We start from the raw sequence: 15,902 nt of genomic DNA on the forward strand, positions 1-15,902 counted from the left end.
GGCTGGTCACGGTCGCTCCAGGGTGACGGTGCGGTCGGCGAGCGCGGCGACGAAGTCCACGTCGTGGGTGACCGTCACGACGCCGTGCCCGGCGTCGCGCAAGTCGGCGAAGAGGTCGACCAACTCCCGCCAGGTGCGTCGGTCCTGGCCGAAGGTGGGTTCGTCGCAGATCAGCAGACGGGGCGCCGTGGCCAGGGCCGTCGCCACGCTCAGCCTCCGCGCCTCGCCACCGGAGAGGGTGTACGGGTTGGCGGCGGCGAGCCGGTCCAGCCGCAGCCGGTCCAGCAGCCCGGCCACGGTGTCGTTGACCGCCGCCTCCGGCTGGCCGGTCCGGCGCGGGCCGAGGGCCAACTCGTCGAAGACGGTGCTGGTGACGAACTGGTGCTCCGGATCCTGGAAGACCGACCCGATCCGCCGGGCGAGCGCGGGTGCCCGCCACCGGTGCGGGGGAGTGCGCCGATCCGCCCCGGCCAGCTCGGCGGACGCGGTGACCCGCCCCGTGCCCGGCCGGAGCAGCCCGCCCAGCAGCAGAGCCAGGGTCGACTTGCCGGCCCCGTTGGGTCCGCGTACGGCGAGCGCCTCCCCGGCGCGTACCGCCAGGTCGGTGGCGCCCAGCCGGGGCGGCAGGCCGAGCCCCTCGGCGGTGAGCAACAACTCCCCCGGGGTGGTGGTCGCCGGCCGGGGCGCGATGGGGTGACCAGGCACCCAGACGCCCTCGGCGGCGAGCGCGGCCCCGTGCGTGGCGAAGACCTTCCCGGGCGGGCCGTCCGCGCGGACCCCGCCGCCGGGCTCCAGAACGACGACCCGGTCGACCAGCGGCAGCGCCTCGGCGACCCGGTGCTCGACCAGGATCAGCGTGGTGTCGGCGTCCAACGCGCCGGCCACCGCGCGCCGGACCAGGGTGGCGCCGGCAGGGTCGAGGTTGGCGGTGGGCTCGTCGAGCAGCAGAAGGCCGGGGCGCAGCGCCAGCGCACCGGCGAGGGCGAGGCGTTGCTGCTCGCCGCCGGAGAGCGCGGCGGTGTTCCGTTCCCGGGAGTACGGGAAGCCGACCCGGTGCAGCGCCTCGTCCACCCGGGGCCAGATCTCACCGGCCGGTACCCCCCGGTTCTCCAGCCCGAACGCGACGTCGTCGCCGCAGCGGGCCATCACCAGCTGGGTCTCCGGGTCCTGGAAGACGATGCCGACGCGTTCCCGCGCCTTGCGGGGGTCGAGGCCGTCGATCTCGACGGTGCCCTCCTGCTCGCCGGAGTCCTCCGGCAGCAGCCCGGCCAGCGCGCTCAGCAGGGTGCTCTTGCCAGCCCCCGACGGCCCCAGCAGCAACACCCGCTCGCCCGCCTCGACCCGCAGGTCCACACCGCGTACCGCCCAGGCCCGCCGCCCGGCGTGCCGCCACCCAAACCCCCGCAGCAGTACCCCGCTCACCAACCCCCACCCCTCCCTCCCGTGCCGGCCGCCCGTGTTCCGGTCGTTGATCAAGAGGTCTGCGTCAGTTGGCCGCCCTTCGTTGACGCAAACCTCTTGATCAACGAAGGGGGTGGGGGTGGGGGGTGTGGGGTGGGGTTAGATGGCCGCGCGTTCGCGGCCTACCGGGAAGCGGTCGAGGACGCCGGTGTTGGCCAGGGCGCGGGTGAGCAGCCAACCGCCGGCGCCGGCGATGAGCGTGGCGCTGACGATGGTGAGCAGCGCGTACGGGATGCGGTAGTCGCCGAGCGCGTAGTCGACGTTCCAGACGAAGAAGTCGAACAGCGCGGCGCTGAGCCCGGTCAGCGCGCCGGCGAGCACCGCGGTCGGCAGCCGGAACGACCGGTACCGGAAGGCCGCGAAGGCCAGCTCGGCGCCGATGCCCTGCACGATGCCCTGCGGGATCACCGTGCCGGCCCACTGGCTGCCCAACAGGGCGGAGAGGACCGCGGCCACCGTCTCGCAGTAGAGCGCGGCGCCGGGCTTGCGGATGACCAGCCCACCGAGCACGGCCGGCATCAGCCAGACACCGTAGAGCACGGTCTGCGCCGGCGGGAAGAAGGCGAACGCACCCTCGGTGGCGCTCCAGACCAGGCCCCAGGCCCAGAAGATGACGCCGAAGGCGACCGCGATCACCGAGGCGACCACGATGTCGATGGTGCGCCAGCGGTTGGTGTCGCTGTGGTTCATGTGGATGCTCCCAGTCCAGAGTGCGAACCAGGAGAAGACGCACGCCGCACGCCCGGTTGGCACCGGACGGCGGCGCGGCTGGAGGTCGACCGAACTCCCTGCGCTGGCATTACCCAGATCAGGTTCGAGGGTCTGCGGGCGTGCCCGCACTCTCAGCGCTGTGCGCTCCCCTGTCGGATGTGAAGTTGTCTCGCTGACGCTAGCACCGTGCAGGGTCACCGGCCCAGCAGGGCGACCGCCACCTTGGCGTACGGTCAGCCGGCGCTGCGCTGGGTAGTCTGACGATCATGCGGGTCGACGCGCGAGGTCTCACGTTCGAGGTACACACCGGTGGTCCGTCGGGCGGGGCGCCCGTCCTGCTGCTACACGGCTTCCCCCAGCACTCCGGGGAGTGGGACGAGGTCGTCCCGACGCTGCACACCGCCGGGCTGGCCACGTACGCGCTCGACCAGCGCGGCTACTCTCCCGGCGCCCGGCCGGCGGCGGTCGCCGAGTACCGGATCCCCGAGCTGGTCGCCGACGTGGTGGCCGTGCTCGACGCGCTCGGCCTGGACGCCGTCCACCTGGTCGGCCACGACTGGGGCGCCGTCGTGGCCTGGGCGGTGGCCGCCGTGCACCCCGAGCGGGTCCGCACGCTGACCGCGGTGTCCGTACCCCATCCGGCGGCCATGGCGCACGCGCTCGCCAACGACGGGCAGCAGAAGGCCCGCTCGTCGTACATCGCGCTGTTCCGCAAGGAGGAGAAGGCCGAGAAGATGCTGCTGGCGTGGAACGCGACCGCGCTGCGCAAGCTCCTCGGCGGGGTGGGCGACGCGACCCGGGTGGACCGCTACGCGGACCCGATGCGCGAGCCGGGCGCGCTCACCGCCGCCCTGAACTGGTACCGGGCGATGTCCCGCGCCGACCTGGCCGCCGTCGGCCCGGTCGCGGTGCCGACCACGTACGTCTGGAGTGACCGCGACATCGCCATCGGCCGGACCGCCGCCGAGGCGTGCGCTGAGAACGTCACCGGCGATTACCGCTTCATCCAGCTGCCCGGGGTGAGTCACTGGATTCCGGACGCCGCGCCCGGCCCGCTGGCCGAGGCGATCCTGGCCCGGGTCGCCGGCTCGGCCTGAGCCGCGCCACGCAACGAGGAGGACCACCGTGACGACGGACGCCAGCGCGCCGGGCACCCGACGGACACTCGCCGCGCAGCTTCGGCTGCTGGGCGTACGCCCAGGGGCGACGCTGCTGGTGCACGCCGGGCTGCGCTCGCTGGGCTACGTGTGCGGCGGGCCGCAGGCGGTGGCGCTCGCCCTGCGCGACGTCCTCGGCCCGGACGGCACGATCGTGGTGCCCACCCACACGCCGGACAACAGCGACCCCGCCGAGTGGCGCAACCCGCCGGTACCGGTGGACTGGTGGCCGCTGATCCGCGCGGAGATGCCCGGTTTCGACCCGGCGGTCACGCCGAGCCGGTGCATGGGGGTGTTCGCCGAGACGATCCGCTGCTGGCCCGGCGCGCTGCGCAGCTCGCATCCGCAGGTGTCGTTCGCCGCGCTCGGGCCGGCCGCCGAACAGGTGGTGGGCGGGCACGCCAGGGCCGACATGCTCGGTGAGGGCTCTCCGCTGGCACGGCTCTACGAGCTGGACGCCGACGTGCTGCTCCTCGGCGTGGACCACGGGGTGAACACCTCACTGCACCTGGCCGAGTACCGCCGGCCGGGCCCGCCCCGGGAGCGGGTCGGGGCGGCGGTGCGCACCGCCGACGGTGGCCGCGACTGGGTGTGGTGGCAGGACGTACGGCTCGACGCGACCGACTTCGTCGCGTTGGGCCGGGACCTGGACGCCACCGGTGCGGTCCGTGCCGGACCGGTCGGCGTCGCGACCGGCAGGTTGATGCGCCAGCGGGCGGCGGTCGACTTCGCGGTGCAATGGCTGGCCCGCAACCGGACAACGGAGGACGCATGACGGTGAGCGCCGAGGAATACCTGGCCGTGGTGACCGAGACGATCGGCCGGGTGGCCGCCAGCCAGCGGGAGGCGGTGGGGCGGGCCGCCGACCTGATCGCCGACGCCGTCCGTGCCGACGGGGTGGTGCACGCCTTCGGCACCGGGCACTCGGAGGCCCTCGCCATGGAGATCGCCGGCAGGGCGGGTGGCCTCGTGCCGACCAACCGGATCGCCCTGCGCGACCTGGTGCTGCTCGGCGGGGAGCCGGCCGACCGGCTCGGCCCGCTGCTGGAACGGGATCCGGCGGTGGCGCACCGGCTCTACGAGCTGGCTCCGGTCCGGCCCTCCGACGTCTTCGTGCTCGCCTCGAACTCCGGGGTCAACGGAGCGATGGTGGAGTTCGCCACGCTGGTCAAGCAGCACGGCCACGGGCTGGTCGCGATCACCTCCGCACAGCACTCCGGCCGGATGACCTCCCGGCATCCGTCGGGGCGCAAGCTGGCCGACCTCGCCGACGTGGTGCTCGACAACGGTGCGCCGTACGGCGACGCGACGCTGCCGTTGCCCCGTGGTGGCGCCGTCGGCGCGGTCTCCTCGATCACCGCGGCGCTGTTGGCGCAGCAGGTCACCGTGGAGGTGGTGGCCCGGTTGTTGGCGGCGGGGGAGCGACCCCCGGTCTACCTGTCGGCGAACATCCCGGACGGCGACGAGCACAACGCGGCGCTGGAGGCCCGGTACGCGGGCCGCATCCGGCGTGGCTCCTGAGTCACCGCTCGGACCGGCCGGTGTCGTGAACCTGTTTCGCGCTCGGCCGGGTGGGGCATTGGCGTTGCTGCCGGCGGCCAGGACCGCCGGCAGTACCGTCTGACCGGAGGTAGCGCGTGTCGAAGGAGACCGAGAAGCAGCGTTGGCAGCGCAACTTCGCCGACCTGTTGCAGGAGTTGCGGGTCGCCCAGACCGGCGTACAGATCCTCTTCGCCTTCCTGCTCACGCTGCCGTTCAGCAACGGGTTCGGCGAGACCACCGAGTTCCAGCGGGACGTCTACATCGTCGCCCTGCTCGCCGCGGCCGCCGCCACCGCGTTGATCATCTCGCCGGTGGCGTTCCACCGGGCGCTGTTCCGGCAGGGGCGCAAGCCGGAGCTGGTCCGGTTCGCGCACCGGATGGCCAGCGGCGGGCTCGCCTTCATGCTCATCTCGATGGTCAGCGCGGTGCTGCTGATCACCGACTTCGTGCTGGACCGGCCGATCGCGTTCGTGCTGAGTGGGCTGACCGGGCTCTGGTTCCTCGGCTTCTGGGTCCTCCTGCCGTTCGCCCGGCGCAGCTGGGGTGAGGACGACATCGACGACGAGGACGACGACCCACGGACCCTCGGCGACTGACGCCGCCAGAGCGATGGAACTCGATCTTCACGGACCGCTACCCCTGGGTAACACCCGGGGGTAGCGTGACGGTAGTCGCGCACGTCGACGCAGCCGCACCGATCTTCGAGGGGGCAGCCGTGACCACGACGCAGAACAACCGACCTGCACCGGACGGCCCCGACTCCGGCACCACCCCCAGCACCGCGGGCGCCGCGGCGCCGTTGTCGGCCGAGGCCGGGCAGGTCTCCGAGAAGGAGGCCCGGCAGGTCGCCGAGGCCGCCCGGGAGTCCGCCTGGGACCGGCCCAGCTTCGGCAAGGAGTTGTTCCTCGGCCGGTTCCGGCTCGACCTGATCGATCCGTGGCCTCGCTCCGACCCGGCCGACGTTGCCCGCGCCGAGGACTTCCTCGGCCGGTTCCGCGCCTTCCTGACGTCCGAGGTGGACGGCCAGGCCATCGAGCGGGCCGGGTCCATTCCGGACGCGGTGTTCCACGGGCTGGCCGACCTCGGCGCGTTCGGCATGAAGATCGACCGGAAGTACGGCGGTCTCGGGCTGAGCAACCTGCACTACTGCCGGGCGCTGATGCTGGCCGGCTCGGTCAGCCCGGCGATCGGCGCGCTGCTCTCGGCCCACCAGTCGATCGGGGTGCCGCAGCCGCTGAAGATGTTCGGCACCGCCGAGCAGAAGCAACGGTTCCTGCCCCGGCTCGCCGCCGGTGAGGTCTCGGCGTTCCTGCTCACCGAGCCGGATGTCGGCTCCGACCCGGCCCGGCTGGCCACCACCGCCGAGCCGACCGGCGACGGCACCGGCTACCGCCTCAACGGGGTGAAGCTCTGGGCCACCAACGGCATCGTGGCCACCCTGCTGGTGGTGATGGCCCGGGTGCCGGCCGCCGAAGGTCGGCGCGGCGGCATCACGGCGTTCGTGGTGGACGGTGACAGCGCCGGCATCACCGTGGAGCGGCGCAACGAGTTCGTCGGCCTGCGCGGCCTGGAAAACAGCCTCACCCGGTTCCACGACGTGTTCGTGCCGGCCGAGAACGTCATCGGCGGCGAGGGCAAGGGGCTGAAGATCGCCCTGACCACCCTCAACACCGGCCGGCTCTCACTGCCCGCGATGTGCGTGGGCGCCGGCAAGTGGGCGCTGAACGTGGCCCGCGAGTGGTCCGCCGACCGGGTCCAGTGGGGCCGACCGGTCGGCGAGCACGAGGCCGTCGCCCAGAAGCTCTCCTTCATCGCGGCGACGACGTACGGCATGGAGACCATGCTCGACCTGTGCTGCCTGCTCGCCGACGACGACCGCAACGACATCCGGATCGAGGCGGCGCTGGTCAAGCTCTACGCCAGCGAGATGGCCTGGAAGATCGCCGACGAGCTGATCCAGATCCGGGGTGGGCGCGGCTACGAGACGGCCGACTCGCTGGCCGCCCGCGGCGAACGCCCGGCCGCCGTCGAGCAGATGCTGCGCGACCTGCGGATCAACCGGATCTTCGAGGGCTCCACCGAGATCATGCACCTGTTGATCGCCCGGGAGGCGGTCGACGCCCACCTGTCGGTGGCCGGCGACATCATCGACCCGGAGGCGGGGCTCGGCCGCAAGGCCCGCGCTGGTGCCCGGGCCGGCGCCTTCTACGCGAGGTGGCTGCCCACCCTCGCGGTGGGCAGGGGGCAGAGCCCTTCGGCGTACGCCGAGTTCGGGCCGCTGGCCGCGCACCTGCGGCAGGTGGAGCGGTCATCGCGCAAGCTGGCGCGCTCGACCTTCTACGCGATGTCCCGCTGGCAGGGAAAGATGGAGCGCAAGCAGGCGTTCCTCGGCCGGGTGGTGGACATCGGCGCCGAGCTGTTCGCGATGTCGGCGGTCTGCGTCCGGGCCTTCGCCGAACGGGACAGCCGACCGGAGAACGTCGAACTCGCCGACCTCTTCTGCCGGCAGGCCCGGGTGCGGGTGGATGCGCTGTTCGGTGCCCTCTGGGACAACACCGACTCGGTCGACACGGCCGCGGCGAAACGGATTCTCGCCGGCCGCTACGCCGGCCTGGAGGACGGCGTCATCACCCCGTCGGACGAGCTGCCCTGGGTGGCCCGCTGGTCGCCCGGCCCGTCCACCGCCGAGGATGTCCGACGCCGCATCCCGCCGAAGCCGTGACCGGTGCCGCCCGGCGTGCACCCCGCCGGACGGTCAGCGGGCGACCGCCCAGGCCAGCACCGCCGCCAGGATCAGGCCGTTGAGCCCCGCCAGGGCCAGGTACGCCGCCGGTGGGATCTTCCTGCCCCGGCGGACGAAGGAGACCAGGACCGCGGCGTAGCCGAGCAGCAGGACGGCGATGACGATCAGGAAGTAGAACACGCCGACGACCTTAACGGTCCACCTGGCGGTTCCTGGCACGCAGGCCGAGCTGACGCAGCTCGAGTGCGGCGAGCGCGTCAACCGTGTCGTCGTCGCCGCGCCGCCACGCCTCCGCCACGTCGGGTGCGATCCGGGTCAACCGGCCCAGCGGCTGGGTGGCCAACGCGCGCAGGGCGAGCAGGTCCCGGCCGGCCGGCCCGGCGGCCAGCTTCGCGGCCGAGGAGGCCCGGCGCATCCAACGGACCCGCAGTGGCAGCCAACCGAACAGCACCAGACCGAGCGGGAAGATCAGCACCGCGATGGCGAGGGCGAGGGCGAGCTGGTCGACCAGTTGCTGCTGGTCACGGCCCGCGTCGGCGAGCGACCGGGCGGCGTCGGCGGCTCGCTGGAAGGGCGCGGTCAGCTCGTCGCCGACCAGCGGCACACGACCGACCTTGCTGCCGGCGTCGCCCAGGTTGTCGGCGAGCCCGCTGCCGGCACCCTCCAGCTTCTGCCCGGGTACGGCGAGCTTCTGCACCAGGTCGTGCAGCCACAGCGCGCCGCGGATCGCGACGTACACCCAGGCGACGACGAGCAGGTCGGTGAGCAACTGGCGGATGGCGGTCGGAAAGCGATCGGCGTAGATCTTCACGCGGGACAGCGTGCCACGAACCGCCGGGCACGGCACTCGTCGAATCAGCCGACGCGGAGGTGGCCGAAGCTGAAGGAGGGGGTGTGGAGGGTGCCCGAGGCGTCGGTCAGCGGGCGCAGGCCGGGCAGGTGCCGAAGATCTCCAGGGTGTGGCTGACGTCGGCGTAGCCGTGTTGTGCCGCGACCCGGTCGGCCCAGCTCTCCACCGCCGGACCGGCCACCTCGACCGTGCTTCCGCAGGCCCGGCAGACCAGGTGGTGATGGTGCCCCTCGCTGCACCGGCGGTAGAGGTGCTCGCCGCCCGGCGGGCGCATCACGTCGATCTCACCCGCGTCGGCCAGCCCTTGCAGGGTGCGGTAGACCGTCGTCAGGCCGACCCGCTCGCCGCGCTGCCGGAGCATCGCGTGCAGATCCTGGGCGCTGTGGAAGCCCTCCATCTCGGCCAGCAGGGCGCTCACCGCCGAACGCTGCCGGGTGTTGCGCACCGCCGTGCCGCTCTCGCTCATGATCCCTCCCCGGCATGGCTGACCGCGTCCGCCACGATGTGCGCCACGTGCTCGTCGACCAGGCTGTACGCGATCTCACGGCCCCGGCGTGAACCCCGCACCACGCCCGCGCCGCGCAGCACACGCAGGTGCTGGGAGACGAGCGGTTGGGCGGCGCCCAGCTTCTCCACCAGCTCGTGCACGCACCGCTCGCCGTGGGCGAGCTCGCTGACGATGGCCAGCCGGATCGGCGCCGACAGGGCGCGGAGCAACTCGCTGGCCCCATCGAACCCGTCATAGCCCGTTGCGCTGGTCACCCTGCAACGGTAACCAATACCGCCGACATCCCGCTGATCCGGCTCAGTGGAGCACGACCTCGTGCGGTTCCGGCGCCAGCGCGGCGGTCGGGGTCGCCCGGCGGCGCAACGCCCGCCAGACCCCGCCGGCAACGGCCACCACCAGGAACGAGGCGATCGCCACCAGCACCACCGAGGCACCGGGCGGGGTGTCCGCCGTGGCCGCGACCCAGACGCCGGCGCCCGCGGCGAAGAACCCGAGCGCCATCGCGGCGGTCATCGTGCTCCGGAAGCCCCGGGTGACCTGCTGGGCGGTGGCCACCGGCACCACCATCAGCGCGCTGATCAGCAGCACCCCGACGGCCCGCATGGCGATGGTCACGGTGACCGCGGTGGTGACCGCGATCAGCAGGTTCAGCGTGCGTACCGGCAGGCCGGAGACCCGCGCGTACTCCTCGTCGTGAGAGACCGCGAAGAGCGCCGGCCGCAGCGCGACCATGGTGAAGAGGATGGCCGCGCCGAGCACCGCGATGGTGATCAGGTCGGAGACCTGGATGGTGGTCAGCGACCCGAACAGGTAGGCGTTGAGATTGGTGCTGGTCGCGTCGGAGAGGCCGACCAGCAGTACGCCGCCGGCGATTCCGCCGTAGAAGAGCAGGGCCAGAGCCAGGTCGCCGGAGGTACGCCCGCGGGCGCGGACCAGCTCGATGGCGATCGCGCCGAGAGTGGCGACGATGACGGCCACCAGCACCGGTGAGCGGTTGAGCAGCAGGCCGGCGCCGACGCCGGTCAACGCCACGTGCCCGACGCCGTCGCCGATCAACGCCAGCCGGCGCTGCACCAGGTAGATGCCGAGCGCCGGCGCGGCCAGGCCGATCACCAGCGCGCCGATCAGGGCACGCTGCATGTAGGGGTACTGGAAGAGTTCCATGCTCAGTTGCTCCACAGCCCGGCGGGCTCGTCGGGACCGTGCGGGTGCACGTGGTCGTGGTCGGGCTCCGCGTGGTGGCCGGCCGGGTCCGGCACGGTGCCGTCGTGACAGATGCCACCCTGGTGGACGACGATCGCCCGGCTGATCACCGGTCGCAGCGGGCCCAACTCGTGGGCCACCAGCAGCACCGTGCCGCCGTCGGTGACGAAGTCGCGCAGCGCACCGGCGAACGCCTCCTGGCTGGCGGCGTCCACCCCGGCCGTGGGCTCGTCGAGGACCAGCAGCTCCGGCTGGCCGGCCAGCGCGCGGGCGATCAGGGTGCGCTGCTGCTGGCCGCCGGAGAGGGTGGCCACCGGGTCGGAGGCCCGGTCGGCGAGCCCGACCGAGCGCAGCGCCGCGTCGACGGCGGCCCGGTCGGCCGCACCCGGCGGGCGGAGCACGCCACGGCGGGCCAGCCGGCCGGAGGCCACCACCTCGCGGACGGTGGCCGGCACGCCGCCGCCGGCGCCCAGGCGCTGCGGGACGTACCCGATGCGCTCCCACTGGCGGAAGCGGCGCAACGGGCGGTCGAAGAGGGTGACCGAGCCGGCGGTGAGTGGCACCAGCCCGAGCACGGCGCGGATCAGCGTGGACTTGCCGGAGCCGTTGGCGCCGAGCACCGCGACCACCTCCCCGGCGGTCACGGTGAGTGAGACGTCCCGGAGCACGGGGCGGCCGTCGTAGCCGACCGCCCCGTGTTCGACGGTGATGACGGGTGCGCTCACGAGCAGCTCAACGCCGTCCGCAGGGTCTGCAGGTTGGTACGCATCACCGAAAGGTAGTCCCCGTCGCTGCCAGCGGCGAGCCCTTCGATCGGGTCCAGCACCGCGGTCCTCGCGCCGACCTGACCGGCGATGGTCTCGGCGACCTTCGGGCTGACCAACGTCTCGAAGAAGATCGTGGTGGCCCGGTGCTCCTTCGCCTCCTCGATCACCTGCGCGAGGCGCTGCGGCGAGGGCTCGACGTCCGGGCTCAGCCCGGTGATGCCGACCTGCTCGAGGCGGTACCGGTCGGCCAGGTAGCCGAACGCGGCGTGGCTGGTCACGATCTCGCGTCGCTGGCAGGTCTGCAGGCCCTGGTTGAACTCGCCGTCCAGCGTCGTCAGGTCGGCGCGCAGCGCCGCGGAGCGGGCGGTGTAGTCGGCGGCGTGGTCCGGGTCGGCCTTGCCGAGCCGCTGGGCGAGCTGGTCGCCGATGCCGGCCAGCCGGGTCGGGTCGAGCCAGACGTGCGGGTCCTTGGCGCCGTGCTCCTCCTTGCCGTGCTCCTCCTCGCCCTCGTGGTTGTGCCCACCGGCGGTCGCGTCCAGCAACGGCTGCACGCCGGTGACGTCGAACACCCGGTCGCCGTCGCTCTGCGCGACGGCCTCGTCCACCGCCGGCTGGAAGCCCTTCAGGTAGACGATCAGCTCGGCGTCGCTGACCTGGCCGACCTGGCTGGGGCTGAGCTCCAGGTCGTGCGGCTCGGCGCCGGGCTTGGCGAGGTTGGTGACGCGGACGGCGTCGCCGCCGATCCGCTCGGCGAGGAACTGGAGGGGGTAGAACGCGGCCACCACGTCGACCCGTTGCGGGTCGGCGCCGGCGGCACCGCCGGTGGAGCAGCCGGCTGCGGCACCCAGGGCGAGCAGCGCGGTGGTGGCGGTGGCCAGGACGCGGGATGTGGTGCGGTTGGTCATGCCGCCAACTGTCCGTCGTAACGATAATGATTGTCAAAAACGCATGATTGCATGTCAGAGCAGCTTTGCCAGGCCCACCGTCACCAGCAGGGTCAGCATCAGCAGCCGGACCACCCGGGTCTGCGGAGCCTGAACCGACCAGGTGGTCGCCAACAGGGCGACCAGGCACGCGGCGAGCGCGAGCGTCAGCAGCCCGCCGACGACGCCGGGCGTGAAGAACGCGACCAGCACCACCACCAGGGTGAGCAGGAACACCGACGTCGGGTTCGCCCCGGCCAACCGGGCCAGCAGAGGGCGCTGCGTACGCTGCATCCCACAGACTCTACGAGGAGGAACCCCGGGTGCTGGTGACCAACCGGTTCGTGGTCGACGTCGATGTCGCCGACGACTTCACCGAACGGGCGCACGCCGCCCTCACCGCGCTGGCCGCCCGACCGGGCTACCTGCGCGGACAACTGGTCCGGGCCCTCGACGACCCCCGGTACTGGACCCTGGTCACCGAGTGGGAATCCGTCGGCACCTACCGGCGGGCCCTGGGCGCCTTCGAGGTCAAGGTGAGCGCCGTGCCGTTGCTCGCCGAGTCGGTGGACGAGCCGTCCGCGTACGAGGTGCTCGCCAGCGCGGCACCCGGCGGGGCCGTGGTGGTCGCCGAGAGTGATCGGGCTGCTGGTCCTTACCGCTGAGCCGTCGGGCACTACCCTGCTCCTATGACCGCACCCGCCCCACCGCCCGGTCCCGGGGTGGCTCCGCCGTTCGCCGCGCCGCCCACCGAGGGCCGTCGGACCCGGCTCTGGATCGGCCTCGGCGTCGGCGCGCTCGCCGTGCTGCTCTGCTGTGGCGGAGGCGGCACGGCCGTGGTCGGCCTCGCCGTCACCGGCGTCCAGGCGATCCGTGAGCAGGGCCGCACCGTGACCGGCGACTACTACCAGGCGCTGGTCGAGCGGAACTACGGGCGGGCGTACGACCAGCTCTGCGACGACGCCCAACGGCGCGAGTCCCGCCCGGAGTTCGAGCGGCGGGCCGCCGCCGAGCCGCAGGTCGCCGCGTTCCGGGTCGGTGAGGTGGACACCACCAACCTGACCGTGCCGGTGGACGTGACACTCGACGGCGGCGACCGGGAGCAGCAGCAGGTGAGCCTGGGCCAGGACGGTCAGACCGGCGGCATGGAGGTCTGCGGGGTGAGCTGACCCGCCACCGGTATTCTGCTGGGCTCGGGGCGACGGTGGTCGTACCGTTGTCCCGAACCGACCGATCCATCCACATCTGCCCCCGCCGACCGCCAGCCGGCGTAGGAGGAAACATGCCCGCAGACCGTATCGACGCCGTCGTCAGCCTCGCCAAGCGTCGAGGCTTCGTCTTCCCCTCCAGTGAGATCTACGGGGGCACCCGATCGGCGTGGGACTACGGCCCGCTCGGCGTGGAACTCAAGGAGAACGTCCGCCGGCAGTGGTGGAAGACCATGGTCCAGCAGCGCGACGACGTCGTCGGCCTCGACTCCGCGGTGATCCTGGCCCGCAAGGTGTGGGAGGCGTCCGGCCACATCGCCGAGTTCGTCGACCCGCTCACCGAGTGCCAGTTCTGCCACAAGCGGTTCCGGGCGGACCACCTGGAGGAGGCGTACGAGGCCAAGCACGGCAAGCCGCCGGTCTCGCTCGCCGAGCTCAACTGCCCCAACTGCGGCAACAAGGGCACCTTCACCGAGCCGAAGATGTTCAACGGCCTGATGAAGACCTACCTGGGCCCGGTGGAGAGCGACGAGGGGCTGCACTACCTGCGCCCGGAGACCGCCCAGGGCATCTTCGTCAACTACAAGAACGTCGAGACCGTCGCCCGCAAGAAGCCGCCGTTCGGCATCGCGCAGACCGGCAAGTCGTTCCGCAACGAGATCACCCCGGGTAACTTCATCTTCCGGACGCGCGAGTTCGAGCAGATGGAGATGGAGTTCTTCGTCGAGCCGGGCACCGACGAGCAGTGGCACGAGTACTGGCTCCAGGAGCGCTGGAACTGGTATCTCGACCTGGGTCTGTCGGCGGACAACCTGCGCCTGTTCGAGCACCCCAAGGAAAAGCTCTCCCACTACTCGAAGCGGACCGTGGACATCGAGTACCGCTTCCAGTTCGGCGGCACCGAGTTCGCCGAGTTGGAGGGCGTCGCCAACCGCACCGACTTCGACCTCTCCACGCACAGCAAGCACTCCGGCGTCGACCTGTCGTACTTCGACCAGACCAAGAGTGAGCGCTGGATGCCGTACGTCATCGAGCCGGCCGCCGGTCTGACCCGCGCGGTGCTCGCCTTCCTGCTGGAGGCGTACGACGAGGACGAGGCGCCCAACACCAAGGGCGGCGTGGACAAGCGCACGGTGATGCGGTTCGACCCGCGGCTGGCCCCGGTCAAGGTGGCGGTCCTGCCGCTGTCCCGCAACGAGGCGCTGTCGCCGAAGGCGAAGGACCTGGCCGCGCTGCTGCGCAAGCGCTGGGTGGTGGAGTTCGACGACTCGCAGGCGATCGGCCGCCGTTACCGCCGGCAGGACGAGATCGGCACCCCGTTCTGTGTGACGGTCGACTTCGACACCCTGGACGACAACGCCGTGACGGTCCGCAACCGGGACACCATGGCCCAGGAGCGGGTCTCCCTGGACCAGGTCGAGCGCTACCTGATCGAGCGCCTCCCCGGCTGCTGAGACGGTGGGTACGGGGCTTCGGCCGACGCGGAAAGCGCCGGTCGGGGCCCCGTACACTTGTCCGGTGACCGCCTCGACCCTTCCTGCGCTGCGCCCGTTGACCCTCGGGCGGTACCAGGTGTGGCCGCCGGTGGTGCTCGCGCCGATGGCCGGGATCACCAACGTCGGGTTCCGTCGGCTCTGCCGGGAGCAGGGCGGCGGCATCTACGTCTGCGAGATGATCACGACGCGGGCGCTGGTCGAGCGCAACCCGAAGACGCTGCGCATGATCGCGTTCGGTGCGGACGAGCAGCCGCGGAGCCTCCAGCTGTACGGCACCGACCCGGAGATCACCGCCGCCGCCGTGCGGATCGTGGTCGAGCGCGACCTGGCCGACCACATCGACCTCAACTTCGGCTGCCCGGTGCCCAAGGTGACGCGTCGGGGCGGCGGCGCGGCGTTGCCGTGGCGGCGCCGGCTCTTCGCCCGGCTGGTGAAGGCCGCGGTGGACGCCGCGGCACCGGCCGGGGTGCCGGTCACCGTGAAGATGCGCAAGGGCATCGACGACGACCACCTGACGTACGTCGAGGCCGGGCTCGCCGCGCAGGACGCCGGGGTGGCCGCGGTCGCCCTGCACGGGCGGACGGCCGGGCAGCGCTACTCGGGCACCGCCGACTGGGACGCCATCGCCACCCTCAAGCAGGCCCTCGACGTGCCGGTGCTCGGTAACGGCGACATCTGGGAGGCCGACGACGCGCTGCGGATGGTCGCGCACACCGGGGTCGACGGCGTGGTGATCGGGCGGGGCTGCCTGGGCCGCCCGTGGCTCTTCGCCGACCTGGAGGCCGCCTTCAACGGTCGGCCGGAGCGGCGGATGCCCACCCTCGGCGAGGTGGCGGTGACCATGCGCCGGCACGCCGAGCTGCTGGTCGACCAGTTCGTCGCGGGCGCGCGCAACCCGGCCCGTGGTGAGCGGGACGGCTGCACCGACTTCCGCAAGCACGTCGCCTGGTATCTCAAGGGCTTCCCGGTCGGCGGCGAGCTGCGCCGTTCGCTGGCGATGATCGAGAGCCTGGCTCAACTCGACGATCTGCTCGGCAAGCTCGACCCGGCGGAGCCGTTCCCGGTGGCCGCCCTGGGTCAGCCGCGTGGGCGGACGAACTCCCCGGGCAAGGTCTTCCTGCCCGACGGCTGGCTGGCCAGCCGGGACGACGACGTCGTACCCGAGGGCGCCGAGATGGACGACTCCGGCGGCTGACCCTGCTGGCGCCGCTATCGAGCTGATGTCGCAGACGAGTCAGCGCTCGGCGATACACCGAATCGCTTACGACATCAGCTCCAGGACCAGGGAGCCATCCCGTTCCCCGGCCGGACGGCACTGATCCGGGCATGACGA

At 72.4% G+C, this 15,902-nt stretch carries 19 protein-coding genes and 1 riboswitch; of the genes, 9 read left to right on the plus strand and 10 right to left on the minus strand.

The window, feature by feature from the left end; genetic code table 11:
- Positions 1–6: 6 nt before the first annotated feature.
- Complete coding sequence (locus ACTWLT_RS24595) at positions 7–1,422, minus strand: ABC transporter ATP-binding protein (protein ID WP_445320394.1); 1,416 nt, start codon at positions 1,420–1,422, stop codon at positions 7–9.
- Positions 1,423–1,560: 138 nt separating this feature from the next.
- Positions 1,561–2,151, minus strand: coding sequence for an ECF transporter S component (locus ACTWLT_RS24600; protein WP_445320395.1), 591 nt, complete (start codon positions 2,149–2,151; stop codon positions 1,561–1,563).
- Positions 2,152–2,228: 77 nt separating this feature from the next.
- Positions 2,229–2,333: riboswitch (TPP riboswitch) on the minus strand.
- Between the two features lie 105 nt (positions 2,334–2,438).
- Here ACTWLT_RS24600 and ACTWLT_RS24605 point away from each other — a divergent pair.
- The 5 genes from ACTWLT_RS24605 to ACTWLT_RS24625 all read left to right on the plus strand — a co-directional run bounded on the left by ACTWLT_RS24605 (position 2,439) and on the right by ACTWLT_RS24625 (position 7,593).
- Positions 2,439–3,269, plus strand: a complete 831-nt coding sequence (locus tag ACTWLT_RS24605) for an alpha/beta fold hydrolase (protein WP_445320396.1) — start codon at positions 2,439–2,441, stop codon at positions 3,267–3,269.
- A 28-nt stretch (positions 3,270–3,297) separates the two neighbouring features.
- Positions 3,298–4,104, plus strand: a complete 807-nt coding sequence (locus ACTWLT_RS24610; RefSeq protein ID WP_445320397.1) for an AAC(3) family N-acetyltransferase — start codon at positions 3,298–3,300, stop codon at positions 4,102–4,104.
- Positions 4,101–4,850: a sugar isomerase domain-containing protein gene (locus ACTWLT_RS24615; protein WP_445320398.1), complete on the plus strand. Its 750-nt coding sequence runs from the start codon at positions 4,101–4,103 to the stop codon at positions 4,848–4,850. The genes ACTWLT_RS24610 and ACTWLT_RS24615 overlap by 4 nt, the downstream gene beginning before the upstream one ends.
- 116 nt (positions 4,851–4,966) lie before the next feature.
- On the plus strand, positions 4,967–5,467 hold the full coding sequence (locus ACTWLT_RS24620) for a DUF6328 family protein (protein WP_445320399.1): 501 nt from the start codon (positions 4,967–4,969) through the stop codon (positions 5,465–5,467).
- A gap of 119 nt (positions 5,468–5,586) precedes the next feature.
- The gene (locus ACTWLT_RS24625; RefSeq protein WP_445320400.1) at positions 5,587–7,593 is read left to right on the plus strand and encodes an acyl-CoA dehydrogenase family protein; all 2,007 of its coding nucleotides are present in this window, start codon (positions 5,587–5,589) and stop codon (positions 7,591–7,593) included.
- 33 nt (positions 7,594–7,626) lie between these two features.
- Here ACTWLT_RS24625 and ACTWLT_RS24630 read toward each other — a convergent pair whose 3' ends face one another.
- The 8 genes from ACTWLT_RS24630 to ACTWLT_RS24665 all read right to left on the minus strand — a co-directional run bounded on the left by ACTWLT_RS24630 (position 7,627) and on the right by ACTWLT_RS24665 (position 12,159).
- Positions 7,627–7,794, minus strand: a complete 168-nt coding sequence (locus tag ACTWLT_RS24630) for a hypothetical protein (RefSeq protein ID WP_252417909.1) — start codon at positions 7,792–7,794, stop codon at positions 7,627–7,629.
- Between the two features lie 10 nt (positions 7,795–7,804).
- Complete coding sequence (locus ACTWLT_RS24635; RefSeq protein ID WP_445320401.1) at positions 7,805–8,425, minus strand: hypothetical protein; 621 nt, start codon at positions 8,423–8,425, stop codon at positions 7,805–7,807.
- Between the two features lie 106 nt (positions 8,426–8,531).
- Positions 8,532–8,930, minus strand: coding sequence for a Fur family transcriptional regulator (locus ACTWLT_RS24640; protein ID WP_252417907.1), 399 nt, complete (start codon positions 8,928–8,930; stop codon positions 8,532–8,534).
- Complete coding sequence (locus ACTWLT_RS24645) at positions 8,927–9,226, minus strand: ArsR/SmtB family transcription factor (protein ID WP_252417906.1); 300 nt, start codon at positions 9,224–9,226, stop codon at positions 8,927–8,929. Before ACTWLT_RS24645 ends, ACTWLT_RS24640 begins: the two co-directional genes overlap by 4 nt.
- A 43-nt stretch (positions 9,227–9,269) precedes the next feature.
- Positions 9,270–10,136 carry a metal ABC transporter permease gene (locus tag ACTWLT_RS24650; protein ID WP_252417905.1) on the minus strand — a complete coding sequence of 289 codons (867 nt, stop codon included), beginning with the start codon at positions 10,134–10,136 and terminating at the stop codon, positions 9,270–9,272.
- 2 nt (positions 10,137–10,138) lie between these two features.
- On the minus strand, positions 10,139–10,900 hold the full coding sequence (locus ACTWLT_RS24655) for a metal ABC transporter ATP-binding protein (protein ID WP_445320402.1): 762 nt from the start codon (positions 10,898–10,900) through the stop codon (positions 10,139–10,141).
- Positions 10,897–11,847, minus strand: a complete 951-nt coding sequence (locus tag ACTWLT_RS24660) for a metal ABC transporter substrate-binding protein (protein ID WP_445320403.1) — start codon at positions 11,845–11,847, stop codon at positions 10,897–10,899. Before ACTWLT_RS24660 ends, ACTWLT_RS24655 begins: the two co-directional genes overlap by 4 nt.
- Before the next feature lie 54 nt (positions 11,848–11,901).
- Positions 11,902–12,159 carry a hypothetical protein gene (locus ACTWLT_RS24665; protein WP_445320404.1) on the minus strand — a complete coding sequence of 86 codons (258 nt, stop codon included), beginning with the start codon at positions 12,157–12,159 and terminating at the stop codon, positions 11,902–11,904.
- A gap of 29 nt (positions 12,160–12,188) precedes the next feature.
- Between ACTWLT_RS24665 and ACTWLT_RS24670 the strand changes: the two genes are divergently transcribed.
- From ACTWLT_RS24670 to dusB, 4 genes are all read left to right on the plus strand, one after another.
- Positions 12,189–12,530: an antibiotic biosynthesis monooxygenase gene (locus ACTWLT_RS24670; protein ID WP_252417901.1), complete on the plus strand. Its 342-nt coding sequence runs from the start codon at positions 12,189–12,191 to the stop codon at positions 12,528–12,530.
- 24 nt (positions 12,531–12,554) lie between these two features.
- Positions 12,555–13,034 carry a hypothetical protein gene (locus tag ACTWLT_RS24675; protein ID WP_252417900.1) on the plus strand — a complete coding sequence of 160 codons (480 nt, stop codon included), beginning with the start codon at positions 12,555–12,557 and terminating at the stop codon, positions 13,032–13,034.
- A gap of 113 nt (positions 13,035–13,147) precedes the next feature.
- Positions 13,148–14,527 carry a glycine--tRNA ligase gene (locus ACTWLT_RS24680; protein ID WP_252417899.1) on the plus strand — a complete coding sequence of 460 codons (1,380 nt, stop codon included), beginning with the start codon at positions 13,148–13,150 and terminating at the stop codon, positions 14,525–14,527.
- A 64-nt stretch (positions 14,528–14,591) separates the two neighbouring features.
- Positions 14,592–15,764: a tRNA dihydrouridine synthase DusB gene (dusB, locus tag ACTWLT_RS24685; RefSeq protein ID WP_308209493.1), complete on the plus strand. Its 1,173-nt coding sequence runs from the start codon at positions 14,592–14,594 to the stop codon at positions 15,762–15,764.
- Positions 15,765–15,902 lie beyond the last annotated feature (138 nt).

It is taken from the genome of Micromonospora yongxingensis, assembly GCF_052601155.1.